Raw genomic sequence first — 25,930 nt, forward strand, 5'->3', positions numbered from 1 at the left:
ATGGCTCATATGAGTACAAAGCCCGCCGTGAAACCGCTCGACACCACCGAAATTGCCAAGATGGCGCTGGCCATGATGGCAACCCACGGCATCACGCCGACGCCTGAGCATTACGCGGTCTGGTTTTATTACAGCGAAGGCAGCAACAAGGCCCTGGCCGTTGAAATTAATCAGGCGCTTCAGAACAAACGTAAAATCGACGACGCTTTCTGCGATTACCTCAACAGCCGTTTTGTGGCAGAGAACATCGACCATGCCGTGGTGGAGCAGGCCCGGCGCGATGCCCATGCGCTGATGCAGCACGCCATCGCCCTGATGGACGGCATGACGCAGAACACCAGCAATTACAGCCGCGACATGGATGAGACGGTCAAGGATCTTTCCGGCCATCTCCATATAAAGGAGCTGCGCGAGGTGGCCGATGCCATCATCAACAAGACCAAGGAGCTGCAAAGCCATAGCCAGAACCTGTCCACCAGGCTGCAGGCCTCCTCCAAGGAAGTGCAGTCGCTGCGGCGCGACCTGGAAAAAATCACCGCCGAGGCGCAGAAGGATTTCCTCACCAGCGTCGATAACCGCAAGGCGTTCGACCGTAAGCTGGACGACATGATGGCCATCACCCGGGCGGATGGACAGGAAATGTGCCTGCTGATGCTCGATATCGATAATTTCAAGGATTTCAACGATAAATACGGCCACATGGTGGGCGACGAGGTGCTCAAAGGCGTGGCGCGCGTGCTGGTGGAATCCGTGCGCGGCAAGGATGTGGTGGCCCGTTTCGGCGGGGAGGAATTCGCCATTCTGTTGCCCAACACGCCGCTGGCGGGCGGGCTTGCCGTGGCGGAAAACCTGCGTAAATCGGTCGCCAATAAACGCTTTATCCGTAAGGATAATAATGAGAAGCTGCAGGAGGTGACCATCTCGCTCGGCGTGGCGTCCCTCAAGCCGGATGATACGGCCAATCTGTTTGTCACCCGCGCCGATGATGCCTTATACCGTTCCAAGAAGGGTGGACGTAACAAGGTAACGCAGGAGAGTGTGAAATGAAGCGCGTCATCGCCGCATGCTGTTTGGCCTTATCCTTGCTGGCCGCTCCCGCCCTGGCGGAGGAGACGATGGGCAAGCCCCTGCTGGTGGTGCGTTTCCAGCAGCCCGTGGTGCATTACGAGCAGTCGCTTTACATGGTCATGAGCAAGGCGCTGGAAGCCAACCCCAACATGCAGTTCGACGTGGTGGCGGTCGCGCCGGAAGGCATCGACCAGATGCAAAACACCCAGTTGATCGAAAACACCCGTAAATACGGCCAGCAGGTAATGGCTAGCATGAAGCAGATGGGCATGCCCGACAGCCGCATGCGCCTGTCATCCCAGACCAGCCCTTATGTCACCTCGCCCGAGGTACACCTGTTCGTCTATTGATATGCTGGAGATCCGCCCCAACTGCGAATGCTGCGACAGGGACCTCCCGCCCGATTCCGCCGAGGCGCGCATCTGCAGCTTTGAGTGCACCTTCTGCGCCCGTTGCGTGGATACAGTGTTAAACGGCGTCTGCCCCAATTGCGGCGGTGGCTTCGCCCCGCGCCCCATCCGCCCGGCCAGCAAGCTCACGCAATATCCGTCTTCCATCAAACGGGTGGTGAAGCCGGGCGGCTGTATGCAACTGGCCTAGCCGAAGAAATAAACCAGACAATAGCTGATGAAGTTCAGGCCGAGCAGCAGCACCAGCGATGCCAGATCGAACCCGTTATAAGGTGGCACATAGCGCCGGATATAGGCAATGGCCGGTTCTACAATGCGGCCAAGACCGTCATAGATGGCATGCACGATCGGGTGCGTCAGCCGCAGCACGCGAAAGCTCACCAGCATACTGATAAGCAGCCAGATGAAGACGATAAAACTGTAGAGATTAATGATCTGGTAGGCCAGATACACGATAGGGTTCATGGATGCTTCTCCCTGTTATGCGGTAAAATAAGCATTACCTGGCGCCATGCCTGCCGGCATCCTGCCCGATAAGGCTTAAGAATTCCTGACGCGTGCGCGCATCGCTGCGAAACCGCCCCACCATGTGGCTGGTGATCATGCTCACGCCCGTTTTATGCACCCCTCGGATGGACATGCACTGGTGCGTGGCTTCCACCACCACGCCCACGCCCTTGGGCTTCAGCACGTCATTGATGACGGTGGCGATCTGCGCGGTCATTTTTTCCTGAATCTGCAAACGGCGTGCGAAGGCATCCACCACGCGCGCCAGCTTGCTGATGCCGACCACGCGCTTATCTGGCAGATAGGCCACATGCGCTTTGCCGATGATGGGCAGCATGTGATGCTCGCAATGCGATTCGAACTCGATATCGCGCAGCACCACCATCTCGTCATACCCGTCAATTTCCTCAAAGGTACGCGCCAGAATCTCGGCCGGGTCCATGCCGTATCCCATGAACAGGTCGGCATAGGATTTCGCCACGCGCTTGGGCGTGTCGATCAATCCTTCACGGCTGGGGTCGTCCCCCGCCCAGGCGAGCAGGGTGCGCACGGCGTCTTCGGCTTCCGTCTGGCTGGGGCGTTTCAAAACTGTTTTCTTTGGCAAAGCCTGATCTTTCACTGGTGCAAATCAGCCACATGATTACGCCGCAATGAAAAATGATTCAATAGTCACATACCCACCGTTGCAACCTGCGTGAGTTCAGCTAATATGCATGCATGGAAATCGTGACGACTAAATGTAGGGAGGCATCATGTCACTGGCCGATTCAATAGGATTACTCTTTGATAAAGGCGGGTTTGTCATGGTGCTGCTGATGGGCCTTTCGGTCTACAGCCTCGCCCTCATCTCGCTGAAAGCTTATCAGTTTTACAACGCGCGCCTGTTTGGCGGCAACCCGATTGCCGATGAGGTGATGCTGCTGCTCGAAGCCGAAGAAGTCACCAAGGCCAAGCGCCATGCCCGCAACGACGCCACGCCGATGGGGCAGGTAATCGCCGCCACCTTCGCCGCCATTCAAAAGCCGGACCTCACGCCCGCCAAGCGCTACGCGGAAATTCAGCGCGTGGGCAATGCCGCGCTCCATAATCTGGAAACGCACATGAAAGGCCTGGAAATGGCCTCCAACATCGCCCCGCTCCTCGGCCTGCTCGGCACGGTCATTGGCATGGTCAAGGCCTTCGCCACACTCCAGGGCGCTGGCAGCAGGGTGGACCCGTCCGTTCTCGCTGGTGGCATCTGGGAAGCGCTGCTCACCACGGCAGGCGGCCTGATGATCGCCATTCCCGCCATGGCAGCCTTTTATTGGCTGGACGGCTTCATCGAGCGCTTCCGCACGCAAATGCGCGACGTGGTGACCCGTATTATTGAAAAAGACGTCATGATCGCCCAACACGCAGGCAACACCGGCGTTCAGGCTGCGCCGTATTCCGTGCCGCAGTCCGCTGCGGTGGAGCAGCCGACCTATCAGTCCATGCCGCCGCTGCGTCAGCCGCAGGCGCAACAATCCCAGCCGGCCCATGCTCAACCCGTTGGCCAGCCGGTTGCCGCTTATGGATATCCTGCGCGCGCCGCCGGTTAAGCAGGGCAGGGGATCATGGAGTTCGTCCGCGCCAAACGCTATCAGCAAGGCATCATCATCACATCGCTTGTGGATGTGATGATTCTGCTGGTGATATTCTTCATGCTGACCGCCAGCTTCGAACGGGCGGAATCCATGGAGATCACCCTGCCTGCCGCGGGCAGCGCCAGCGCCGTGCCGTTGAATGATAATCCCCTCGTGGTGGTGGCCGCCGAGCGTGGGCGCATTTTCTTCGACGACCGCAAGATCGACATCAGCGAGCTGGGCTCCGCCGTCACGCAAAGCCTGGCTGCCGACAAAAGCCGTCATATCGTGGTGATGAACACCCAAGGCACCACGGTGCAGGAGCTCATCAGCGTGATGGATGCCGTTTACAAGGCGGGCGGCCAGAACGTCTCGCTCTCATCCTGGAGCTATTAAGATGGAATTCGCCCGCAACAACCATCGCGGCAAACGCATCCCTCAGATGATCACACTCATCAACGTGATCTTCCTGCTGCTTTCCTTCTTTATTATCGCGGGCCGTTTCGAGCCATACGATCCGGTTGATGTTCAACTGCCGCAGGCGCAAAGCACGGTGCTGGTCCAGCCGGGTGAAATCATGGTGTCCCTTGCGTATGACGGCATGATTACCGTCAATTACGAGCCTGTCACCGCCACGGCGCTGGAATCCGTCCTCACCCAGATGATGCGTAAAAATCCCGGGGCCGCCGTCTCCATTAAAGCCGATGCCCGGCTGGATGCCAATAAGATGATTGAAGCCATGCAGGCCATCAAGCGCTCCGGCGCGGTGAATATTTCCATCACTACCAAAGGCAAGGACGGCAAACCCGTCTCTGCGCCGGTGCAGGCGGGAGGGGCGTTATGACCACCCGCTCCGGCACGCAGCCAAACTGGACCGAGCTCGACAACCCCACCATTACCCTGCGCCAGTGGGGCATCATCGTCGGGGTGCTGGTCATCATGCACATCCTTGCCTTCAGCCCGTGGATATCCTCCCTGCTGCAGGCCGTGAACAAGGTGACGGTGCAAACCATCCAGATGCGCCTGAGCCAGGGCGGAGAGATTCTCGTCAACACACCGCCGCCAGCCAATGCGACCGTCGCTTTGCCGGAGGAAGCCGCACCCGGCAATGGCATGGAAATGGCCGCCACGCCTGAGGCGAATGAAGAGCCCGCGTCGGCTGGAAGCCATATGGAAAACGCCATGGCCATGGCGCGTGAGATGGACGAATCGCAAAAGCCTGCATCCGAGCCGACCCCTCTGGCGAAACCCGCGCATGGCGTCAATGCCGTTCCCGTACCCAAGCCGGAAGCCCCCGCGCTTGAAAATGCCGCGGCCGATACGCAAACCGGCAATACCAGCGCCTCCCTCGGCAAGGTGGAAACCGTGCAGGAAAAACGTGTAAAAATGTCTGCCGCTGTGCAGGGCAATGCCGATGCGGCATCCGGTGCGGGGAGCGGGCAGGGCATCCGCATGGTGCGCGGTCAGCCCGGCGTCACCACCGAACAGCAAAAAGCCGCGGCCCTCGTGGTGTCGCGCTATGAACAACTGCTCTCCGGCTGGATCGAGCAGCATCGCCGCATGCCGGAGGAAGCCCTGAACAAAGGCATGAGCGGCCGTGCCTTGGTCTATATCCGTATTGATCGTGGCGGGAATATCCTCTTCAGCCGCCTTGAAAAACGCACCGGTCAATCCATCCTCGATAAGGCCGTGATGGACATGATCCGCCGCGCCAACCCGGTGCCGCCCGTACCGACCGATTACCCGCCGGGCGACCAGCTTGCCTTCCGCATTCCGGTCAATTTCACTGCGGCAAAGCAGTAATCTACCACTTCGCCTCTGGCGGCATGGACATCAGAATCGCATCCACATTGCCGTCCGTCATTAGGCCGAATTTCGTGCCCCTGTCATAGAGCAGGTTGAACTCCACATAGCGCCCGCGCCGCTGCAACTGATGCTCGCGGTCTTCCGCTGTCCAGCCTTCGTGCAGGTGGCGCTTCACCAGTTCCACATAGGTTTCCTTGAAGCAGCGCCCCACATCCTGCGTGAAGGCGAGGTCCGCCTCCCAGTCGCCGCTATCCACATAATCATAAAAAATGCCTCCCACGCCGCGCGGCTCCTTGCGGTGCTTGAGGTAGAAATACTCATCGCACCATTGCTTGAATTTCGGATAGTAAGCCGTGCTGTGCCGGTCGCACATGCTTTTGATCTGCCCGTGGAAAAATTCCGTGTCATGCGCATTCTCGCGCATCGGCGTCAGGTCCATGCCCCCGCCGAACCAGGTTTTGGTGGTGCAGATGAAGCGCGTGTTCATATGCACCGCCGGTACCTTGGGCGAACACATATGCGCCACCAGCGAAATGCCGCTGGCCCAGAAGCGCGGGTCCTCCGCCGCACCGGGGATTTCCTTGCGGAACTGCTCCGAAAACTCACCATAGACGGTGGAGATGTTCACGCCCACCTTCTCAAATACCCGGCCTTTCATGACGCTCATTTCACCGCCACCGCCTGCCGGGCGGTCCCACGGCGTACGCACAAAGCGTCCGGCTGGCTTGTCGCTTTCGCTCAGTTCATCTTCCAACGCCTCGAACGCCGTGCAGATCTGGTCCCGCAAATCGCGGAACCACGCGCGTGCGCGTGTCTGCTTCTCTTCCAGGGAATGGGTCGGCGAATGGGCGAGGGCGGTCATGATGCTGTCCTTATAAGTAAGGAGGGCTTGCCACAAAGCGCTTGCCTGCGTCAAGCCTTATGCCGCACCTGCCGCATCGCTTCTCCCAGCGCCATGCCCGCCGCAATGGCCACGTTGAGCGAGCGTTCTCCACCCGCCATGCTCAACCCCACCCAGGCATCGGTCTGTTCGGCAATCTCCGGCGGTGTGCCAGCGCTTTCGCGCCCTAATAAGATAATGTCATCGGGCTGAAAGGCGAAGTCATAGAGCTCCGTCTCGTGCCCCGTCTCCATCAGCACCAGCCGCGCCCCCTCACGTTTAACCTGCTCAATGAAAGACGACCAGTGCGGATGCCGCACCAGCTTCACCCGGCTCCAGTAATCCATGGCGGCGCGTTTGAACTTGGCATCATTAAAGGGAAAGCCGCAGGGTTCAATCACATGCAGCGTCACTCCCATGCAGGCGCACAAACGTGCGATGGTGCCGGTATTGGCGGCGATATCTGGCTGATAAAGGGCGAGGGCGACCATGTAAGTGAAGCATTCCTGCAACGATGGAGCCACAGCGTAGTGTGTAAAAAGGGAAAATGGCAACAAGATGTTGCAGCGACGCGCATGAATCGCTATGTTGCAGCCGCTTGGCGAACTACGCCCGGCACGGTAAAAAGCAATCTATTGTTATAGCTGGATTTATGGCTGCAAGCAAAAGCCCGACCGCGGCAAACACCGCACACTCTGCCGACCAGACGGATGGCAAACGCCGCGATTTTCTGGTCCTCACCGCAACCGCCATGGGCGGTCTGGCCGCAGCCACCGCTGCCTGGCCGTTGATCGACAGCCTCAATCCTTCGCAGGATGTATTGGCCATGGCCTCCACCGAGGTGGATATTTCCAAAGTAGCCGAAGGCCAGTCCATCCGCGTGATGTGGCGTGGCAAGCCGGTCTTCATCCGTCACCGTACGGCCAAGGAGATTGAAGAGGCGCGCGCCGTGAACCTCGGCGAGCTTCGCGACCCGCAGCAGGATTCCGACCGCGTGAAGCCCGGCAAGGAAGCCTGGCTGGTTCTGGTCGGCGTCTGCACCCACCTGGGTTGCGTGCCGATTGGCGAATCCGGCGATTTCGGCGGCTGGCTCTGCCCCTGCCACGGCTCACATTACGACACCTCCGGCCGCATCCGCAAGGGCCCGGCTCCCGCTAATCTGGCCGTGCCGGAATACGCATTTCTGAACGATACGAAAATCAAGATCGGTTAAGGGTTAACGCAATGGCCACTCCTAAACACGCTTCCGACGCCACGCCCAAGCAGGGCATTTGCGACTGGATCGAATACCGCCTGCCGATTTTCTCCTTCCTGCGCCACAGCGCTGAATACCGCGCCCCGAAAAACCTCAGCTACATGTGGAATTTCGGCTCGCTCGCCGGCATCTGCCTGGTGATGCAGATCATCACCGGCATCGTACTGGCCATGCAATATACCCCCCATGTCAGCTTCGCCTTCGACTCCGTCGAACGCATCATGCGCGACGTGAATTACGGCTGGCTGCTGCGTTACACACATGCCGTCGGCGCGTCGATGTTCTTCGCCGTGGTCTACATCCACATTCTCCGCGGGCTCTATTACGGTTCCTACAAGGCACCGCGTGAGCTTATCTGGTGGTTCGGCATCGTCATCTTCCTGCTCATGATGGCCACCGCCTTCATGGGTTATGTACTGCCATGGGGCCAGATGAGCTTCTGGGGCGCAACCGTGATCACCAATCTCTTCTCTGCCGTGCCGCTTGTGGGCGAGCATATCGTCACCTGGCTGTGGGGCGGCTTCTCCGTGGATAACCCCACGCTCAACCGCTTCTTCTCGCTGCATTACCTGCTGCCCTTCATCATTTTCGCCCTGGTGGCGCTGCATGTTGTGGCGCTGCACATCCACGGTTCCAGCAACCCCACGGGCGTGGAGATCAAAAGTAACAAGGACAGCATCCCCTTTCACCCTTATTACACGGTGAAAGATCTGTTCGGCTTCGGCATCTTCTTCCTGGTGTTTATGGCCTTTGTTTTCTACTACCCCAACGTGCTCGGCCACCCGGATAACTACATCCCGGCCGACCCGATGGTAACCCCCGCGCACATCGTGCCGGAATGGTACTTCCTGCCGTTCTACGCCATCCTGCGCGCCATCCCCAACAAGCTGGGCGGCGTGGTGGCGATGATCTCCGCCATCCTGATCCTCTTTGTGATTCCCTGGTTGGATCGCTCTCCGGTTCGCAGCAGCAGCTACCGCCCGATGTACCGCATCTTCTTCTGGCTGCTGGTCGTCACTGGCCTGGTTCTGGGTTATGCCGGTTCCCAAACGCCGGATTGGGGCACGCTGATCGCCTTCTGCAAAGGCGATGCCTGCCAGAGCATCCATGCCTGGCTTCTGGTCATCCCGACGGGAGACGCATCCGCCTACCTGCCGGATATCACGGTGGCGCGCCTGGCGACCTTGTATTACTTCGCGCATTTCCTGGTGGTGATGCCGATGGTGGCGAAGCGTGAAACGCCGAAGCCCCTGCCGGTTTCCATCAGCGCAGCCTACAAATAAGAGAATTGCCTCATGAGGAGCAACCAGACGATGAAATGGGCCAGAAAAGGGATGTTCACCGCCGCAGTGGCAAGCCTGCTGATGGCCGTGCAACCCGCCGCCGCATCTTCCGATGTCGAACATCCAAAACAGATGGAATGGGCGTTCGACGGCGTTACCGGTCATTTCGACCTGCCGTCCGTCCAGCGTGGTTATCAGGTGTATAAGCAGGTCTGCGCTTCCTGCCATTCCATGAAGCGTGTGCATTTCCGCAATCTGGCCGCCATCGGGTTTTCCGAAGGCGAGATCAAGTCCATCGCGGCGGAATATACCTATTCCGAGCTGAATGACGATGGCGAAGCGGCCGACCGTCCGGGCCGCCCGTCCGATGCGTTCAAATCCCCCTTCGCCAACGACCAGGCCGCACGCGCTTCCAACGGCGGCGCCCTGCCGCCGGATCTGTCGCTGATCGTCAAGGCCCGTCATGACGGTGCCAATTATGTTTATTCGCTGATCACCGGCTATGCCGAGGCTCCCGCCGGTGTGGAAGTGCCCGAGGGAAAATATTACAATCCCTATTTCCCGGGTCACAACATCGGCATGCCACCGCCGCTGGCCGAAGGTGCGCTGGAGTATCAGGATGGCACCGCCGCCACGCCTGACCAGATGGCGCATGACGTGGTCAACTTCCTGCAATGGGCCGCTGAACCGGAAATGGAGCAGCGCAAGCAGATGGGCCTGAAGATCATGGTCTTCCTGGCTTTGGCCACGGTGTTTTTCTACATCGCCAAACGTATCGTCTGGCGCGATGTGAAATAAGCTGCTATAGCAGCCGCCCAATTTGGCCCGTCCACGTGGGTATGTGCCGACTTAGCTCAGCTGGTAGAGCACCTCATTCGTAATGAGGGGGTCGTAGGTTCGAATCCTATAGTCGGCACCATCTCATACAGTTCGACTCGATGCTCGGGTAGCAGCGTTAAACGCTGCGAATCCATCCAACACGTAGTTTCGGCAAATTTCTTCTAAGGCCGCCGGCTTTTCGAAGGCGCAATCCTTTTGCCCTGCGGAACTTTTTTCGGCTTCGCCAGCTTCTCCAGTTGCTGGTCATGCCGGCGGCTAAGCAATAGCAGGGCCATGCCTGCACCGAGGGTGGCCATCAGCATGTCCTGCTGCGCATCCCAGGGATCGCCCTGCAGGGCGAGAAAATCATCGGCGCCCTTTCCATAGGTGATGGCCGCCGCCCATTCCGCCAATTCGTAGGTCGCGCTTTTCGCCATGCTGAAGCAGAGCGCGAGAAACCACACCCAGCAGCCTTTTTTCAGCGGGCTGGTGCGGATGATCAGCTCGCGGATGAAAATCGCCGGCACGAAGCCCTGCACAAAATGGCCGACCCTGTCATAAGGGTTGCGCTGAAGCTGCCAGCTTTCCCTCAACCATTCAAACAAAGGCATCCGCGCATAGGTATAATGCGCGCCTATCAGCACAAACACCGCGCCAATCCATAAAAGCCAGTAGGTCATTGGGGTGAATGGAAACCGTTTTTGCGTCAGCGCGAAGACCGCAAAAGCAATCAGCACAGGCGCAGCCTCCATGAGCCATACATCCGGCTCATACGCATGATAGCCCGACCATGCCGTAAACAGCAGCAGGCTGATAACGATAAAGTGAAAGGGACTTGCAGCAATATTCACGGGACCCAACGCAATAAGATTGCACCATCATAGATGGCGATGCATCGCTTAGCCATGCCCTTTCCCCTCGTTACATTCATAGACACATATGTCGCTATATGATCCGCATCGTGATTTACACGGGCGCTTTCCTAAATTAGGTTTCAAAGACTTAAATAGGTTTCAAAGGATTCCGATCCGGCCACCGTCATACCTTAGATGGAAGTAATGGATAACGAGCATTTGGTAAGGCTGGCCGCCGCGGGAGATGCCAAGGCATTCGCGCGCCTTATCGAAGAGAATTACATGCTGATTTACAAGGTGGCGTACAAATGGTGCGGTCGCCGTGATGATGCACAGGACATAGCGCAGGAGGTTTGCATGGCTCTGGCTGCCAAGCTTTCCGGTTATCGTGGCGAAGCGAAATTCACCAGCTGGCTTTACCGCGTCACCATCAATGCGGCTAAGGATTATTGCCGTGCCAGAGAGAGGGTAAATAACCGTGAAATAGCCTTCAGCGAAGGGTTCGATGCAGCCTCCGATGAGGTAAATGCCGAACAGAGACTGCTTGCCGCCGAATCCTACCGCCACATCCATGGCCTGCCTGAAGGCATACGCGATGCGGTGCTCCTGGTGTTCGGTGAAAACATGAACCACAAACAGGCGGCCGCCATATTGGGTTGCGCGGAAACGACCATTTCGTGGCGCATCTTTCAGGCCCGCAAACTTCTCAAACCACTCATGACCGCAAGGCCGGAGTCACCCAGGACAGGGAATAGCCATGCAGGATAAGGATTTAAAACACAGGCTACAGTCGTTGGACGTGCCCTTGCCGGATGAAAGCGTTAAAAAGCAATCGATTGACGCTGCCGTGCAGGCTTTTTCCGTCCAGCATGAAAAAAAGACCCAAGGATCCACCAAAATAGATCGTCCTATCATTAACCCCACCAATGTGTGGGAACACATGATAAGGAGTCTATCCATGAAAAAGGCATATATACCAGCCGTTTCATTCGCCGCCGTCGTCGCGGTGCTGGCGGTTGCCACCACCCATTATTCCGTCAATAAATCGCCTGAAACAACGTCGGCAGAGCCACAACGGGTGGTCGCGCAGCAGGAAAAACCATCGGATGAAACCATCGAAATAGCCACGGCCACGGTTGACCCCGTGCCTGCGGTCGCACCGCCGCCACCACCTCCGGTGGATGATAAAACGGCCCAAAAGGCGGATGGGGCAATCGTTGCATACCAGGCGCCAACCGCAAAACCAGAGCCGGATTCTGCCCTGGTCCAATCTACCATCCCGTCAACAGAGCAGAAAACGGAGGCCCTGCAGAAGGAAAAACGTGCTGACGCTCCCTTGGAAATCGCTGAAGCTGCCATAAACACCATGCCTGCGCCTGCACCGCTGCCATCCGCCGCACCCGCGGTCCAATACCGAATGGCTAAAGATGCGAGTGGTGGGGCAGGGTCGGTACAGGGGCGTGGGGCAGCTTCATACGCTGTTCCTGCAATGAACCCGGGCATCAGCCAGCGGTTTGATGCGGGTGACCAGGAACAATACCCGCAAGCGGCAGTCGGCACCGGCAATTTTGAACATTTCAACGACAATGCGCTGAAAATCGCCAAAGAGGAGCCCGTATCAACCTTTTCGCTGGATGTGGACACCGCTTCTTACAGCTTCGTGCGCCGCCTCATCAATGCGGGCCAGTTGCCACCAAAGGACGCCGTACGTATCGAAGAAATGATCAATTATTTTGACTATCAGTACCCACTGCCGGGCAGCAAGGCAGAGCCCTTCAAGCCGACGGTCACACTATACCCATCGCCCTGGAACAAGGATTCCAAGCTGCTGCATATCGGCATCAAGGGATATGATATCAACACCACGCAAAAGCCGCGCTCCAACCTGGTATTCCTGATAGATGTCTCCGGCTCCATGAGCGGTGCCGACCGTCTGCCGCTGGTCAAAACAGCGCTGCATATGCTGGTGGATCAGCTCAAGCCTGAAGATACAGTGGGCATAGTGACCTACGCGAATGGAACCGGCATTGCGCTGGAGCCCACAAACATTTCCGAGAAGGCAAAAATCATCCAGGCGATCGACAGCCTTGGCGCAGGCGGTGGCACGGCCGGAGGCGAGGGGATTCGTCAGGCTTACGAGCTGGCCCAGGCGCATTTCGATAAAAAAGCCGTCAACCGCGTTATTCTCTCGACGGATGGCGATTTCAATGTCGGCATCACCGATCCCAACCAGTTGCAGGACTTCATCACGAAAAAGCGCGAGTCTGGCATTTTCCTTTCCATCCTTGGGGTAGGGACGGGCAACTACAACGATGCCCTCATGCAAAAACTGGCGCAAAATGGAAACGGTACGGCGTCCTACATCAGCAACCTCAGCGAGGCACGCAAACTGCTGGTGGAAGAAGCCAGCTCCACCCTCTTCACCATCGCCAAAGACGTGAAGCTGCAGGTGGAGTTTAACCCAAACATGGTGTCGACATACCGGTTGGTTGGCTACGAATCGCGCCAGCTCAAACGCGAGGATTTCAACAACGACAAGGTGGATGCAGGGGATGTTGGCTCTGGCCACGCGGTGACAGCCATCTATGAAATCACGCCGGTAGGCGCCAAATCACAAGTGGATGAACTGCGCTATGGCAAAAAGGAATCGCCCGAAACCAACGCGGATGAAAGCAACCGCGAGCATGGTGCAGAATATGCCTTCCTCAAGATCCGCTATAAATTGCCGGATGCCCAGGAAAGCAAGCTGATGACCACACCCATTACGGCCTCCCAGGAGATCGGCGACATCAGCAAGGCCTCTGACGATGTGCGCTTTTCAACAGCAGTGGCGGGCTTTGGCCAACTGCTGCGCGGCGATACGCATCTGGCACATTACGGCTATGATGATGTGGTGGCATTGGCGGACGGAGCCCGTGGCAAGGATGCTTTTGGTTACCGGGCGGAATTCGTAAACCTGGTCCGGCTCGCCAAAACGGAAAGCGAAATGGGCCGGTCTGCTCCCGCTGATTAAGTGGCTGCAAGGCGGCGAATGCCGAAAAGATTCATTCATAAAAATAGCCCGGTGGCAGGTCCACCGGGCTATTGATGTTAATGGACGGCCTGGGATCTACACCATGATATCCAGCACCTTACCCGCAGCCGGGCTAAAGGTGACCGGTGCAGCCGGTGATACCGCGCCGCCTGTTGGGGCGGAGGTGGCAAGCGCTGCTGGCGCGCCTTGTTGGGGAGATGGACCGTTTTCCGCCGTCATGCCACCGCTTTGCTGAAAGCCGCGCAGCAATTGTGCGTAAGCGGCAGGATTGGGTGTGCAGGATGAAACGCTCATGAAAACCCCTGAAGCATGGCGGGCATGAAACAAGCCCAGGAAATCATGCTAAAGCCCAAAGGTTAACAAATCCTGTTTATCGCTTTTTAAGCGGCAGAGGCCGCTCTGCTTATTTCCTCTTTATAGGCATGCGCTTAGTTTTCCCTACAACACATGCAGGCCATGCCCGCATACAACAATTCAACAGGAGCTACCCATGCTGAACCCCAAAAACATGACCTATGCCGCCCTCGTGACCGCGCTGCTTGGCACGGCCGCCGTTCCCGCTCTGGCCGTCGATGTCGTGGCTAAAACCACTACGACCACCACCCGCGCCGTTACCCCGGCTGACTGGGCTGCGGAAGAGGCTTACTGGCGCAGCAACTATAACACGCGCCCCTATGCCACCACCACCACGACCTACACGACCTACGAGCCCGCCTACCGCTATGGTTACGATGTTTACACCACCTATAATGGCCGCCCGATCGACCAGATCAGCGACGAAGAGCTGCGCGCCGGCTGGATGAAGGCCCACAGCAACACCACGCTCACCTGGGAGCAGGCTCGCCCGGCTGTGAAGGATGCTTACGACCGCCTCAACAAGTTCAACACCAACCGTGATGGCCGCACAGCTGTCAATGCCAACACGCAGCCAGCTCGCTAAACGCAGCAACGGCTTGGTGAATTGAACGACACGGGCATGGCGAAAGCCATGCCCGTTTTTGTTATACTATTCACGTTTCAAGCGCAGCTCCGCCCTTAAGCCTGGTCCATTATCCGTCAGGCTGAGCGTGCCGCCATGCATGGCGGCAACGGCGTTCACCAGGCTCAGGCCGAGACCGCTGCCTTCCGTATGGCGGCTCTCATCCAGCCGTGTGAAGCGTTCCTTCGCGCGCTCGCGCCATTCCGGCGGAATACCGGGCCCGTTATCGGCCACCGTAATGATGGCTTCATTCGCCTTCTTTTCCAGCGCCACTTCCACATGCCCGCCTGCAGGGCAATATTTGGCGGCATTATCAAGCAAATTCACGATGGCCTGGCTCAGAAACTGCCGATCGCCTTTAATGGGCATTACCTCTTCCGCCACGTCGATGGACAAGGAAAGCCCGCGCTCTTCCATCAGCGAAGCGTAGAATTCCGCCACATCGCGCGTGAGCGCGCACAGGTCAAGCAATTCGAATGTTTCGCCGGAACTGCGGGATTCCGCCTGCGCGATGCGCAGGATGTGGTCGAACATTTCCACCAGCCCATCCACCCGCGCAATGGCACGGTGGATGCCTGCTTTGACATCCTTTGGCAGGGAAGGGGTTTGTGAAAGCGCCACCAGTTCCAGCCGGTGGCGGCTAAGCGGCGTGCGCATGTCGTGCGCAATGGCGTTGCTGGAATCCTGCACGCTGCGCAGCAGAGTGCCGATCCAGTCCAGCATGCGGTTGATATGGTGCGCCAGCCTGCCGAACTGATCATCCGCCTCGTCATCCAGTTCCCGCACCGACACCCGGCAATCCAGATGCCCGAGCATCACTTCCTCGCACACGCGGTTGATGCGCGCAATCGGCCTGCTCACCAGCCACACCAGGCCGATGCTCACCAGCAGGGATGCGATCAGCGCGAACACCACATCGCTCACCAGCACTTTCAGCAGGCTTTGCCGCAGCGCGTTCAGGCGTGCCGTGTCATAAGCAGCAATGAAGCTGGCGCCGTTGTTAAAATGCTCGATATTGCCCAGCAGGTGCCGCGTCTGGTCGCCGCTGGCGGTGGGCAAGGGAATATTCAGCCATTCGCGGTGCATGGCCGGTAAGGCGGGCCAGGTGGGAATATTGCCGATGACGGCGGTTTTGCCGCCCGGCGGCAGCTTCAGTGCCAGATACAGGTGCGGGTCGTCGCTGTCTTCCAGAATGGCGGGAACGAGTTCCTTGACATAACTCAGCCCGTATTTTTTCATGGCCTCGTCCATCTCCACCATATGCGCATGCACAATGGCGCGGATATCCTGCGTGGTGGTGTTCACCCACTGGTAATAGCTCACCAGCCGCAGGCTGAGGATGGCCGCCCACAGCACCACGAAGAACAGCATCCCCGCCTGAAAGGAGAAGGAGCGCAGCTCGCGCTGGATGCGCCTAAGCATCGAGTTTATATCCCGCGCCGCGCACGGTCTGGATAAGCGGCCGCGTGTGGCCCTTGTCGATTTTCTGACGCAGCTTGCTCATTTGCGCGTCGATGATGTTGGTGCTCGGGCTGAAGTGAAAATCCCACACGCCTTCCAGCAGCATGGTGCGCGTCACCACCTGTCCGCGGCGGCGCATGAGGAATTCCAGTAGGCGGAATTCCTTGTTCTGCAGGTCGATTTTCCTGTTGGCGCGGGTGACTTCCCGTTTCAGCAGGTTCATTTCCAGATCGTCGGCCAGAAGCACGGTCTGCTCGTTGGGCTGTTGGTTGCCACCCCGGCGGATCAGCGTTTCGATGCGCGCCAGCAATTCGCCGAATTCAAACGGCTTGGTCAGGTAATCGTCCCCGCCCTGGCGCAACCCCTTGATGCGCTCCTCCACCTTGCTGAGCGAACTCAGGATGAGCGCCGGTGTTTGCTTGCCCGATGTCCTGAGTGCTTGAATCACCGCCAGCCCGTCCAGCTTGGGCAGCATGCGGTCCACGATGATGGCGTCGTAATGTTCTTCAGTCGCCATGTAGAGGCCTTCCATGCCGTCCCTGGCAAGGTCCACATTGTAGCCTGCCTGTTTCAGCCCGGTGACGATAAAGCCCGCATGGCTGGCATCGTCTTCAATCACCAGAATGCGCATAAACAGCCCCTTGGTCTGTGGTGAACACCATGTTTTTATACGCTAACGGCATCCGTAAAAACAAAAACCGTGCATGGAAGTTCCATGCACGGTTCTGTTCACGCGTAAGGCTGAGCTTACTGAGCGGTGCCGGTAGCCGGAGCTTCACCAGCGGCAGGAGCCGTGGAGGAAGCGGCAGCGGCGTCTTTTTGCTTCTCTTTGACGCAAGCGCGGTAAGCGGTTTTGTCTTTGCCATGCTCTTTATGGCACTCGGACTGGATGGATTTCATCTGCTCTTTGCTCATCTTGGGGGAAGCATCGGCAGCGAAAGCACCGGTGGCCAGAACGGCAGCGCCAACGAGGGCGGAAGCGAGGATACGTGCATTCATGGTAAGTCTCCTGATAGAGGGGTTGATTTGCAACACGCGCAACATATGCGCCCCCCCATCTTGGAGATGCTTCATCGCAAGATTAATTCTTTGCAACCTGAGATCGGTTCTAAAAAACCGTCATTCCAGCGAAAGCTGGAATCCAGCAGGCCGTGCATCCTCACAGACGGAAGCGGTTGAACAAAGGGCCTGGGTTCCGGCCTTCGCCGGAATGACAAAAGAAAAGAGAGGAGTGTCGGGCATGGCTTTCTTATAACCACACGCTATGATGCAGCCAAACCCATAAAGGAGACCCACCATGTACACGCTTTATTATATGCCCGGCGCCTGCTCCATGGCGGTGCATGTGCTGCTGAACGAGATTAACCAGCCCGTGGAACTCAAGAACGTCGCCACCAACGATGGCGGTAAGACCAAGAGCCCCGAATTGCTGAAAGTAAACCCACGTGGCGCCGTGCCGGTGCTGTCCGACGACGGCCTTATCATCCGCGAAGGCGCGGCCATCATGACCTACCTGATGGACAAGCACCAGAGCCCGCTGCTGCCCGGCAACGGCGAAGCCCGCGCCAAAGCGCTGGAATGGCTGGCCTATGCCAATGCCACCGTGCACCCGGCCTATGGCAAGGTCTTCTGGGCACGCAAAAACCTGCAGGAAGAAGTCGCCAAAGCCTTTGCCGAAGCCAGCTTCAAAACCATCCAGAGCTATTGGGATGAAATGGAAGCCCAGCTCGGCAAAACCACATACCTCGCCGGTGACCAGCTCACCGCCGCCGACATCCTCATCACCGTCATCGCCAACTGGTCCGGCTGGCTCAACACAAGCTTCACCTTCGGCCCCAACACCAAACGCCTGCTGAAAGAAGTCAGCAGCCGTCCTTCCTTCCAGAAGGCATTGGCGGAGGAGAAAATGGAATATAAGGCTGCGGCTTAAGTTTGTTTGTTATGGGATCTGCGAGCTTGAAAAAAGTTCGCGGATTTCCCTTTTTTAAGTTTTATCACATCCTTCTCTGACACCACTTCCGAGTAGTGCTTATATACTGGCATATCAGGAACGTGGGTTATTTCTATACCTTCGCAAATAACGATATCTTCATAAGGTTGGCCTTTGCTGCGATTAAAATGACAGTATATGTGAGGCATGCCATAGTAATCATCGCCGTCCCAATTAATTGAAGCAATGTTTTCGTAAGGTACTTTTCCTGCAAGACAAAATACTTTCCCTTCTTCATTTGAAGATGCATATCTCCATGTTTGGGTGACTGGATCGTGAATTAGTGAAACCCAGCTTAAACCTAAAAGTATCCCTCGATGGTAGGTGTCCATTAAGCCCGCGCGGAACCAAGGGGAAATTTTCTTACCTCTATTAGAAGAGTCTGGGTATTCGTCTAATCTCTTAAGATCATGAATAATGACGTCGCAACCTAATTTGCGCTTGCGGAATTCTCTTAGCTTTTCGGTGATCTCTGCTTGCCATTTATTGCGTTTATCAAGAATTTCTAATGGACTCGAACCTATGAGTCTTTCAGATATTTTTGTATTTTTTAGAAAGTCTTTGAGGGCGCTATACAGGAAGCTGGCACTAAAATACTCGAGCATAATGGCTCATATGCGTGAGATTTAGCTTTAAGCGGCGCCGCTAACACTGGAAAACCGCGCCGGCGAAATCTTCGTGGACACATCCGTATCCTCCACCGCCGCGCCCACGCTATTGGCTGTCTGCTGAAGCGATTCGCTGCTCTGGTAGGCCATGTTCTTTTTGTTCATGTCCTCTTCCAGCTGCTTGCGGAGCGCTTCATTCACGCGCTCGATCTTCAGGCTGCGCAGCAGCTCGCGCACTTCTTCACGCGCGGCGATGTGCGACAGGTTGAGGGAAACGCCGGACTCGGCGCGCACCACGTCGATCACCGTCAGGCCCTGCAAAAACAATTCGCGGAAGATCACCCGCTCGCTGAAGCCCGGCGCCAGGCGAAAGCCGATGCGGCGCGAGAGGCGCTCCAGCACATCCATCACGCGGCGCTTGTTCTTGGCATCCAGGTTGCTCAGGCGGTTGCGCATCACGATCCAGTCCACGCCGCCGCCCTGGTTCTTGGCTTTCATCAGCTTCTGCTCCCACAGCATTTCGCTGTAGATGCTCGGCTTGACGATCTCAAACGTCTCCGGGTTCACCTGCGCCAGCACATCCATATCGATGAAACTGTCATTGATAGGGGTGATCACCGTGTCGGCCATGCTGTGCACCAGGCGCGACATATACTGGTCCGAGCCGGGGCAATCCACGATGATAAAATCATTATCGAGCGCCAGCTGGGTGAGGGCTTCCGTCAGGCGGTTGCGCTCGTCCTCCTCGGCGTCGTCCAGATGGTTGAAGGGCGAACGGGCAATCACCAGATGCTGCGGGATGGGCAGTTTTACGCCGTTTTTGAACACATGCTGGCGGCGATTCTCGAAATAGCGGGAAAGGCTCTTCTGTCGGGAATCCAAGTCCACCGTACCGACGCGAAAACCAAGGTCAAGCAGGGCGGCAACCAGGTGCACGGAGGTGGTCGTCTTGCCGCAGCCGCCTTTTTCATTACCAATTACAATGATATGCGACTTGATGCCTTCCCGTGTGGTAAGCATTGATTTGCCCTGTTTTTGACTGAAAATGAAACGCACGGCAAACATGGCATGAATCGACTTTCGAGTCAAACCATCCGCGTTAGTGATTCATAAATTTTTTTGCTGGAAAAACACATGCCGCATGCGTAAGTTCCGCGCAGGCAGCTTAGAGCCATTCTAAGTTTTAGTATCATTCTAAACAACTGCGAGGACATGCATGGGCCAGCCATCCACCAGCGCCGGGAAATCACCGAGACCGCTTTCCCCGCACATAGGTATCTACCGCTGGCAGATCAGCATGACCCTTTCCATCCTTCACCGCATTTCCGGCGTTGCGCTGGCTGTGGGGCTGATTCCGCTAACCATCTGGCTCTGGTCGGCCGCCTATTCGCCCGATTGCTATAACAATCTCGTGGCGGCTTTCGCGCATCCCGTCGGCCGTCTTTGCCTGCTGGGCTGGACGCTGGCTTTCTATTACCACCTATGCAACGGCATCCGTCACCTTTTTTGGGATGCGGGCAAGGGCTTTTCCATCCCTGTCATGACCAAATCCGGCGTGGCGGCGGTGCTGGTGGCGCTGCTCATGACCATCGGCACCTGGTGGTGCGTTTTCAACCATGCAAACACGGGAGCGATGTAATGCACCTGATGACCCCGCTCGCCCGCGTTCGCGGCCTAGGTTCGGCAAAATCCGGCGTTCATCACTGGTGGGTGCAGCGCATCAGCGCGCTGGCTATCGTGCCGCTCGGCCTTTGGTTTATCTATTCGCTGCTGCACATGGTCGGCGGCGGCCATGCAGCCATGATCGGCTGGTTCGCTTCCCCCTTTAACGCCATTGGCATGGCGCTGCTGATGTGGACCATGTGCTACCATGCCTTTCTCGGCCTTCAGGTGATTGTGGAGGATTACGTCCATTGCCATCTCACGCAGACGGCCTCCATCATCCTCATCAAGTTCGTTTCCTTCCTGCTGGCTGCGGTCAGCGTTCTCTCCATCATCAAAATGCATCTGCTCGGCGCATAGGGAATCATCATGAGCTACAAAATTATCGATCATGAATACGACGTTGTGGTGATTGGCGCGGGCGGCGCAGGTTTGCGCGCCACGCTCGGCATGGCGGCAGAAGGCCTGAACACGGCCTGCATCACCAAGGTATTTCCCACCCGCAGCCATACGGTGGCAGCGCAGGGTGGCATCAGCGCCGCGCTCGCCAACATGGGCGAGGATGACTGGCGCTGGCACATGTATGACACCATCAAAGGGTCCGACTGGTTGGGCGATCAGGACGCCATCGAATACATGTGCCGCAACGCGGTGGATTCGGTGATCGAGCTTGAACATTACGGCGTGCCTTTCTCCCGTACCGAGGCTGGCAAGATCTACCAGCGCCCCTTTGGCGGCATGACCACCCATTACGGCGAAGGCCCCGCCGCCCAGCGCACCTGCGCCGCGGCCGACCGCACCGGTCACGCCATCCTGCACACGCTCTACACCCAGTCGCTGAAATACAACGCGCAGTTCTTCGTGGAATATTTCGCGCTCGACCTGCTGATGGACAGCGACGGCACCTGCATCGGCGTCATCGCCCTTTGCCTGGAAGACGGCACGCTTCACCGCTTCCGCTCGCACCAGGTGGTGCTGGCCACCGGCGGCTATGGCCGTGCCTATTTCTCCTGCACGTCTGCCCACACCTGCACGGGCGATGGCAATGCCATGGCGCTGCGCGCGGGCATTCCGCTTCAGGACATGGAATTCGTTCAGTTCCACCCGACCGGCGTTTACGGCGCAGGCTGCCTCATCACCGAGGGCGTGCGCGGCGAGGGCGGCTACCTGGTCAATTCCGAAGGCGAACGTTTCATGGAGCGTTATGCTCCCCACGCCAAAGACCTTGCCTCGCGTGACGTGGTCTCTCGTGCCATGACGATTGAGATCCGCGAAGGTCGCGGCGTCGGCCCCAATAAGGACCATATCTACCTGCACCTGGATCACCTCGATCCGGAGATCATCCATGCCCGTCTGCCCGGCATTGCCGAGACGGCGAAAGTCTTCGCCGGGGTGGACGTGACCCGTCAGCCCATCCCCGTGCTGCCGACCGTGCACTACAACATGGGCGGCATCCCGACCAATTATAAGGGCGAAGTGGTGACGCTGAAAAAAGGCAACCCCGATACGGTGGTACCCGGCCTGATGGCCATCGGCGAGGCTGCCTGCGTGTCCGTGCACGGCGCCAACCGCCTGGGCTCCAACTCGCTGCTCGACCTCGTCGTGTTCGGCCGTGCCGCCGCCAAGCGTGCGGTGGAACTGGTCCAGCCCGGCGCATCGCACAAGCCCGCACCCGCCAACCTGGGCGAGGAAGCCATCGCCCGGCTTGATCGCATCCGCCAGGCCAACGGCAAATCCTCCACCGCCGAGATCCGCCTCAACATGCAGCGCGTGATGCAGAACCACGCCGCCGTGTTCCGCGAGGAAGCCGTGCTGAAAGAGGGCGTCACCCACATCGACAACGTCATGCAATCCTATCAGGACCTCGGCATCAAAGACCGCGGCCTCATCTGGAACAGCGACCTGGTGGAAGCGCTTGAGCTGGAAAACCTGCTGGTTCAGGCCGTCGTCACCATGCACGGCGCCGCCAACCGCAAGGAGAGCCGTGGCGCCCATGCGCGGGAGGATTACCCCGACCGCGACGACAAAAACTGGATGAAACACACCATTGCCTGGCTCAGTGACAAGGGCAAGGTGAAGATCGATTACCGCCCCGTGCACCTCTATACCCTCAGCAACGAGGTGAAACCGGTGCCGCCCAAAGCTCGCGTTTACTAGGAGTAAATAGAATGGCTGAACTCCGTCTGCCCCGCGCCTCCCGCCCCGTTAAAGGCAAAACCGTCAAAGCCAGAACGGGCGCGAAAAGCGTCAAAAAATTCAATATCTACCGCTGGAACCCCGAGGAAGGCGGCAACCCGCAGATCGATTCCTTCGAGGTCGATACCGCCGATTGCGGCCCCATGGTGCTGGATGCGCTGATTAAGATCAAAGGCGAGATGGATTCCACCGTCACCTTCCGCCGCTCTTGCCGCGAAGGCATCTGCGGCAGTTGCGCCATGAACATCGACGGCACCAACACGCTGGCCTGCACCAAGGCCATCGAGGACGTGAAGGGCGATGTGAACATCAACCCGCTGCCGCACATGGAAGTCATCAAGGACCTCGTGCCCGACCTGACCCATTTCTACGCGCAATATCAGTCCGTTGAGCCATGGCTTCAGGCCGACACCCCGCCGCCTTCTGGCCGCGAGCGCCTGCAATCGCCGGAAGACCGCGAGAAACTAGACGGTTCCTACGAATGCATCCTCTGCGCCTGCTGCTCCACCAGCTGCCCGAGCTATTGGTGGAACGGCGACAAATACCTCGGCCCGGCAGCCCTGCTGCATGCCTACCGCTGGGCGGTGGACAGCCGCGACGAGAAAACCGGCGAACGTCTTGATAATCTTGAGGACCCGTTCCGCCTCTACCGTTGCCACACCATCATGAACTGCGCGAAAACCTGCCCCAAGGGCCTCAACCCGGCCAAGGCCATTGCGGAACTCAAAAAGATGATCGCGGTGCGTAAAGGCCTGTAAAGCCTGCCTGTAAAGCCTGATTGTCATGGACTTGTCACATGGAAACCTTAGAGTATAGGCTCTGAAGGGAAACCCATGTCCGACCTGCCAAAGCAACCCGCTGCATCACCCGGTAAGGTCCAGCCAAGCTGGACGCGCATCGTCGGCCTTGGCGCCGCTGCCCGCGTCATCAGCCTGCTGAACGATATTCCGCTCGTGGTGGCCACGCAGCTGGGCTTCAAGGATGAGCGCAAGGAATTCGGCAAGGCCCTGGGCCTGGTGGTTGCAGGCGTAACCGGCGCCGTGGCCTCCATGATCGCCTTTGTTTCCTATTACGATGGCTATGACCGCTTCAAGGATACCGGCGCGTTCAAATCCGCCGAGAAAATGATTTCCGGCGCGGCCGACTTCTTCAACCGCCGCTTTACCGACCACAACATCACCGCCGAAGCCGCGGAGCTTGCCAACCAGGCGAAAGACAAGCTCCTCCCATGAGCGACGACCTGCTCAAACAATGGCAGGATGTAAAAGGCACCCCCGTTTATCTGTTGTTTTCCGGCAAGGATGCCCAGGCGCGGGATATCTATGCCTATCTTTCCATTCCGTGCGAAAACATGCTGGGTTTCGTAACCGCCATCAATCAGGGCGATGCCATCGAACTGGAAGACCACGCCACCATTCTCTACTGGAATTTCGGCGTCACGCCGCCGGAGGAAGTGCAGGCAGTCATGAAGGCTCGCCACGGTTTCGACCATGATTACGAAGTGCGCCTGAGTGAAAAACTGAAGCTGCTCAAACAGGCCTGATCTAGCCGCTGATGATGCGCGCCGCAGGCAGGGTCACCGTCACGGTGGTGCCTTTGTTCGGCTCGCTCTGGATCGTCAATTCACCTTGGTGCAGATGAATCAATTCACGCGAAAGCGGCAGGCCGAGGCCGGTGCCGGGCAGGGGCATGGTGGAGCCTTGCCCTCCGCCGCCGCGTTCCACCTGGCCGAATTTACTGAGCGCGATGGGGATCTCCTCCGGCGCCATGCCGATGCCCGTATCCTTGATGTGAATGGCAATCGGGAACGGATGATGCGGGCGATATTCCACCTTCACCTCGATATGCCCACCCTTGGGCGTGAACTTGATGGCGTTGGAAAGCAGGTTGATAAGGATCTGCTTGATGCGAAGCGGGTCCACCAGCAGCTTGGGCAGCGGGCTGTCCGGATAGACGGTATCGATCTTCAAATCCGCATGCATGGCGCGTTCGGAAAGCAGGCGCATGGTTTTTTCCACCAGCGGCTTCAGTTCCGTCTCGCTTTGCGAAAGCGCCATGGCGCCGGCTTCCACCTTCGCCAGGTCGAGAATGTCGTTGATGATCTCCAGCAGATGCTGGCCGGAATTGCGGATATCCGTGACATATTGCTCGTATTTGGCGTTCTTCAGGTCGCCGTAATATTGCTTCAGAATCACGTCCGAAAACCCGATGATGGCGTTCAGCGGCGTGCGCAGTTCATGGCTCATGCAGGCAAGGAATTCCGACTTGGTGCGGTCCGCCAGTTCGGATTCCTCCTTGGCATGTTTCAGCGCAATCGTTTTGCGCCTCAGCTCTTCCTCAATCATCTTGCGCTCAAGGATATATTCCTTGATGCGCTGAAGCTGGAGCGCAAGATGGGTAATTTCCACCGGCCCGTCGATGGGAATATCGATCTGCTGATTCCCGCGGGCAAGCGAGGAGGCCGCCTCCGAAAGGGCGATGACCGGACGTATCAGGCGTTTGCGGATCAGCCAGAGCACACCCAGCAGAAAGCCCGCCGGAATAGCGATCTGCAGCAGGCGCGGCGCAATGGCGCGGATAATGCCTGCGATGTTGATGCTGTCCTTTTCGGCGATGGCCACGATATAGGGCGCATCCTTGCGGTGATAGACCAGCATCTTCATGCCGCTATCCTTGTCGCGGTGCAGGCTTACCCCGGTCTCCGCCGCCTTTCCGATATCGATATCCGTATTGGCCGTCAGCAATTGGGAGACGCTTTTGATGCCAAGCTGCTCATTGGCGGAGGTCTCGCCCAGCAGCTCGTTGTTGATGGCGCTGTAAACGGCAAAGCTGTAATGGCTAAGGTCTTGGCTGTTGCTGATATTCTGCACCAGCCGGTCGATATCCAGGCTCATGATGAGCGTGCCGATATAAAGCCCCGTATCGTCCGTCAGGCCGATCACCAGCGGCAAATCGCGGTGGTCGTGACGACTGCCGATCGGGTGGCCCACATGCGGTTTCCAGGGCGATGTCATCGCCTCGCGCTGATATTCCTCGTCGGAAACATCCACGGTCGGGATTTCGATCACCCCCATATTGCTGCTGATTTTGATCATCTGGCTTTTGTTGATCCAGGCGAACAGCCCGTAAACATCCGGCCGGGTGTCGAAGGATGTCAGCAGACGGGCAATTTGCGTGTGGTCCGTCTCGCCGAACAGCTCCACCTGCCGCGCCAGCGATTGCAGGATGTAACCGGTGGAATCCACCAGCCCGTCAAGCTGTTGGTTGATATGTTTGGCGTTGGTCTCCAGCTGGCTGATCTCCTGATGCGCCAGGTTCTGCCGCGCATCCCAGGCAATCCAGGTGGCCAGAAAAAACACCACAAACAGAATAATGCCCGAAACCAGCGCGAAATCCTGCGCCAGGGACGATTCCGACCTGAGCCAGCTTTGCGGCAGATAACGTTTGAAACGGTGTTGCATGCTTCTTTAAATAAAAGGACAGGCTACCTATATAGGGAATGTGCGGTTAAGGA

Annotated in this window: 32 protein-coding genes and 1 tRNA gene; 21 read left to right on the forward strand and 12 right to left on the reverse strand. The window is 57.7% G+C overall.

What is annotated here, in order from left to right:
- The 3 genes from GC177_01605 to GC177_01615 are packed head-to-tail and all read left to right on the forward strand — an operon-like array spanning position 1 to position 1,668.
- The gene (locus GC177_01605) at positions 1-1,047 is read left to right on the forward strand and encodes a diguanylate cyclase (protein MBI1274650.1); all 1,047 of its coding nucleotides are present in this window, start codon (positions 1-3) and stop codon (positions 1,045-1,047) included.
- Complete coding sequence (locus tag GC177_01610; GenBank protein ID MBI1274651.1) at positions 1,044-1,418, forward strand: hypothetical protein; 375 nt, start codon at positions 1,044-1,046, stop codon at positions 1,416-1,418. Before GC177_01605 ends, GC177_01610 begins: the two co-directional genes overlap by 4 nt.
- A 1-nt stretch (position 1,419) precedes the next feature.
- Positions 1,420-1,668, forward strand: coding sequence for a DUF1272 domain-containing protein (locus tag GC177_01615; GenBank protein ID MBI1274652.1), 249 nt, complete (start codon positions 1,420-1,422; stop codon positions 1,666-1,668).
- On the opposite strand, the gene GC177_01620 is transcribed toward GC177_01615, so the two are convergent.
- Together GC177_01620 and folE are read right to left on the reverse strand one after the other, a co-directional pair.
- The gene (locus GC177_01620; protein ID MBI1274653.1) at positions 1,665-1,943 is read right to left on the reverse strand and encodes a hypothetical protein; all 279 of its coding nucleotides are present in this window, start codon (positions 1,941-1,943) and stop codon (positions 1,665-1,667) included. The two genes, GC177_01615 and GC177_01620, sit on opposite strands and share 4 nt — an antisense overlap.
- Before the next feature lie 34 nt (positions 1,944-1,977).
- Positions 1,978-2,604 carry a GTP cyclohydrolase I FolE gene (folE, locus tag GC177_01625; protein ID MBI1274654.1) on the reverse strand — a complete coding sequence of 209 codons (627 nt, stop codon included), beginning with the start codon at positions 2,602-2,604 and terminating at the stop codon, positions 1,978-1,980.
- Between the two features lie 133 nt (positions 2,605-2,737).
- On the opposite strand from folE, the gene GC177_01630 reads away from it, so the two are divergent.
- From GC177_01630 to GC177_01645, 4 genes are read left to right on the forward strand one after another with little or no spacing between them, the layout of a single operon-like run.
- Positions 2,738-3,565: a MotA/TolQ/ExbB proton channel family protein gene (locus GC177_01630; GenBank protein ID MBI1274655.1), complete on the forward strand. Its 828-nt coding sequence runs from the start codon at positions 2,738-2,740 to the stop codon at positions 3,563-3,565.
- A gap of 15 nt (positions 3,566-3,580) precedes the next feature.
- Complete coding sequence (locus GC177_01635; protein MBI1274656.1) at positions 3,581-3,985, forward strand: hypothetical protein; 405 nt, start codon at positions 3,581-3,583, stop codon at positions 3,983-3,985.
- The gene (locus tag GC177_01640) at positions 3,930-4,433 is read left to right on the forward strand and encodes a hypothetical protein (protein ID MBI1274657.1); all 504 of its coding nucleotides are present in this window, start codon (positions 3,930-3,932) and stop codon (positions 4,431-4,433) included. Before GC177_01635 ends, GC177_01640 begins: the two co-directional genes overlap by 56 nt.
- On the forward strand, positions 4,430-5,392 hold the full coding sequence (locus GC177_01645) for a TonB family protein (GenBank protein MBI1274658.1): 963 nt from the start codon (positions 4,430-4,432) through the stop codon (positions 5,390-5,392). The genes GC177_01640 and GC177_01645 overlap by 4 nt, the downstream gene beginning before the upstream one ends.
- 1 nt (position 5,393) lies before the next feature.
- Here GC177_01645 and hemF read toward each other — a convergent pair whose 3' ends face one another.
- Together hemF and GC177_01655 are read right to left on the reverse strand one after the other, a co-directional pair.
- Positions 5,394-6,257 carry an oxygen-dependent coproporphyrinogen oxidase gene (gene hemF, locus GC177_01650; GenBank protein ID MBI1274659.1) on the reverse strand — a complete coding sequence of 288 codons (864 nt, stop codon included), beginning with the start codon at positions 6,255-6,257 and terminating at the stop codon, positions 5,394-5,396.
- A 50-nt stretch (positions 6,258-6,307) separates the two neighbouring features.
- A complete protein-coding gene (locus tag GC177_01655; GenBank protein MBI1274660.1) occupies positions 6,308-6,766 on the reverse strand; it encodes a tRNA methyltransferase in 459 nt (152 codons plus the stop codon).
- 161 nt (positions 6,767-6,927) lie between these two features.
- On the opposite strand from GC177_01655, the gene petA reads away from it, so the two are divergent.
- From petA to GC177_01675, 4 genes are all read left to right on the forward strand, one after another.
- Positions 6,928-7,488 (forward strand): ubiquinol-cytochrome c reductase iron-sulfur subunit, encoded by a 561-nt coding sequence (petA, locus tag GC177_01660; GenBank protein ID MBI1274661.1) that lies wholly within the window; start codon positions 6,928-6,930, stop codon positions 7,486-7,488.
- Positions 7,489-7,499: 11 nt separating this feature from the next.
- On the forward strand, positions 7,500-8,813 hold the full coding sequence (locus GC177_01665; protein ID MBI1274662.1) for a cytochrome b: 1,314 nt from the start codon (positions 7,500-7,502) through the stop codon (positions 8,811-8,813).
- Positions 8,814-8,864: 51 nt separating this feature from the next.
- Complete coding sequence (locus GC177_01670) at positions 8,865-9,611, forward strand: cytochrome c1 (GenBank protein ID MBI1274663.1); 747 nt, start codon at positions 8,865-8,867, stop codon at positions 9,609-9,611.
- A 45-nt stretch (positions 9,612-9,656) separates the two neighbouring features.
- Positions 9,657-9,732, forward strand: a tRNA-Thr gene (locus GC177_01675).
- Between the two features lie 82 nt (positions 9,733-9,814).
- On the opposite strand, the gene GC177_01680 is transcribed toward GC177_01675, so the two are convergent.
- Positions 9,815-10,483 carry a DUF2238 domain-containing protein gene (locus tag GC177_01680; protein ID MBI1274664.1) on the reverse strand — a complete coding sequence of 223 codons (669 nt, stop codon included), beginning with the start codon at positions 10,481-10,483 and terminating at the stop codon, positions 9,815-9,817.
- Between the two features lie 198 nt (positions 10,484-10,681).
- Here GC177_01680 and GC177_01685 point away from each other — a divergent pair, with 198 nt between their 5' ends.
- Both GC177_01685 and GC177_01690 read left to right on the forward strand, forming a co-directional pair.
- Complete coding sequence (locus GC177_01685) at positions 10,682-11,254, forward strand: sigma-70 family RNA polymerase sigma factor (GenBank protein ID MBI1274665.1); 573 nt, start codon at positions 10,682-10,684, stop codon at positions 11,252-11,254.
- Positions 11,244-13,499 (forward strand): DUF3520 domain-containing protein, encoded by a 2,256-nt coding sequence (locus GC177_01690; protein MBI1274666.1) that lies wholly within the window; start codon positions 11,244-11,246, stop codon positions 13,497-13,499. The genes GC177_01685 and GC177_01690 overlap by 11 nt, the downstream gene beginning before the upstream one ends.
- Before the next feature lie 96 nt (positions 13,500-13,595).
- Here GC177_01690 and GC177_01695 read toward each other — a convergent pair whose 3' ends face one another.
- Entirely contained in the window at positions 13,596-13,814 is a 219-nt protein-coding gene (locus tag GC177_01695) for a hypothetical protein (GenBank protein ID MBI1274667.1), read from the reverse strand.
- Between the two features lie 196 nt (positions 13,815-14,010).
- On the opposite strand from GC177_01695, the gene GC177_01700 reads away from it, so the two are divergent.
- The gene (locus GC177_01700; protein ID MBI1274668.1) at positions 14,011-14,460 is read left to right on the forward strand and encodes a hypothetical protein; all 450 of its coding nucleotides are present in this window, start codon (positions 14,011-14,013) and stop codon (positions 14,458-14,460) included.
- Between the two features lie 66 nt (positions 14,461-14,526).
- Here GC177_01700 and GC177_01705 read toward each other — a convergent pair whose 3' ends face one another.
- The 3 genes from GC177_01705 to GC177_01715 all read right to left on the reverse strand — a co-directional run bounded on the left by GC177_01705 (position 14,527) and on the right by GC177_01715 (position 16,959).
- Entirely contained in the window at positions 14,527-15,921 is a 1,395-nt protein-coding gene (locus GC177_01705; GenBank protein MBI1274669.1) for a HAMP domain-containing protein, read from the reverse strand.
- A complete protein-coding gene (locus tag GC177_01710) occupies positions 15,914-16,591 on the reverse strand; it encodes a response regulator (GenBank protein ID MBI1274670.1) in 678 nt (225 codons plus the stop codon). The genes GC177_01705 and GC177_01710 overlap by 8 nt, the downstream gene beginning before the upstream one ends.
- Positions 16,592-16,707: 116 nt before the next feature.
- Positions 16,708-16,959, reverse strand: coding sequence for a hypothetical protein (locus tag GC177_01715; protein ID MBI1274671.1), 252 nt, complete (start codon positions 16,957-16,959; stop codon positions 16,708-16,710).
- Positions 16,960-17,257: 298 nt separating this feature from the next.
- On the opposite strand from GC177_01715, the gene GC177_01720 reads away from it, so the two are divergent.
- Entirely contained in the window at positions 17,258-17,890 is a 633-nt protein-coding gene (locus tag GC177_01720) for a glutathione S-transferase family protein (GenBank protein MBI1274672.1), read from the forward strand.
- Here GC177_01720 and GC177_01725 read toward each other — a convergent pair.
- Entirely contained in the window at positions 17,887-18,555 is a 669-nt protein-coding gene (locus GC177_01725) for a hypothetical protein (protein ID MBI1274673.1), read from the reverse strand. The two genes, GC177_01720 and GC177_01725, sit on opposite strands and share 4 nt — an antisense overlap.
- A gap of 27 nt (positions 18,556-18,582) precedes the next feature.
- Positions 18,583-19,578 carry an AAA family ATPase gene (locus GC177_01730; protein MBI1274674.1) on the reverse strand — a complete coding sequence of 332 codons (996 nt, stop codon included), beginning with the start codon at positions 19,576-19,578 and terminating at the stop codon, positions 18,583-18,585.
- A 196-nt stretch (positions 19,579-19,774) separates the two neighbouring features.
- Here GC177_01730 and sdhC point away from each other — a divergent pair, with 196 nt between their 5' ends.
- The 6 genes from sdhC (at position 19,775) to GC177_01760 (ending at position 23,959) form a co-directional block, all read left to right on the forward strand.
- On the forward strand, positions 19,775-20,197 hold the full coding sequence (gene sdhC, locus GC177_01735) for a succinate dehydrogenase, cytochrome b556 subunit (protein ID MBI1274675.1): 423 nt from the start codon (positions 19,775-19,777) through the stop codon (positions 20,195-20,197).
- Positions 20,197-20,580, forward strand: a complete 384-nt coding sequence (sdhD, locus tag GC177_01740) for a succinate dehydrogenase, hydrophobic membrane anchor protein (GenBank protein ID MBI1274676.1) — start codon at positions 20,197-20,199, stop codon at positions 20,578-20,580. The genes sdhC and sdhD overlap by 1 nt, the downstream gene beginning before the upstream one ends.
- A 3-nt stretch (positions 20,581-20,583) precedes the next feature.
- Positions 20,584-22,377, forward strand: a complete 1,794-nt coding sequence (locus tag GC177_01745; GenBank protein MBI1274677.1) for a succinate dehydrogenase flavoprotein subunit — start codon at positions 20,584-20,586, stop codon at positions 22,375-22,377.
- A gap of 11 nt (positions 22,378-22,388) precedes the next feature.
- The gene (gene sdhB, locus GC177_01750) at positions 22,389-23,174 is read left to right on the forward strand and encodes a succinate dehydrogenase iron-sulfur subunit (GenBank protein ID MBI1274678.1); all 786 of its coding nucleotides are present in this window, start codon (positions 22,389-22,391) and stop codon (positions 23,172-23,174) included.
- A gap of 75 nt (positions 23,175-23,249) precedes the next feature.
- A complete protein-coding gene (locus GC177_01755; GenBank protein MBI1274679.1) occupies positions 23,250-23,648 on the forward strand; it encodes a hypothetical protein in 399 nt (132 codons plus the stop codon).
- The gene (locus GC177_01760) at positions 23,645-23,959 is read left to right on the forward strand and encodes a hypothetical protein (protein ID MBI1274680.1); all 315 of its coding nucleotides are present in this window, start codon (positions 23,645-23,647) and stop codon (positions 23,957-23,959) included. The genes GC177_01755 and GC177_01760 overlap by 4 nt, the downstream gene beginning before the upstream one ends.
- 1 nt (position 23,960) lies before the next feature.
- On the opposite strand, the gene GC177_01765 is transcribed toward GC177_01760, so the two are convergent.
- Entirely contained in the window at positions 23,961-25,877 is a 1,917-nt protein-coding gene (locus tag GC177_01765) for a HAMP domain-containing protein (GenBank protein MBI1274681.1), read from the reverse strand.
- Positions 25,878-25,930: the final 53 nt, after the last annotated feature.

The organism is bacterium, from assembly GCA_016124905.1.
Taxonomy (GTDB): Bacteria; Pseudomonadota; Alphaproteobacteria; order Rickettsiales; family RI-342; genus RI-342.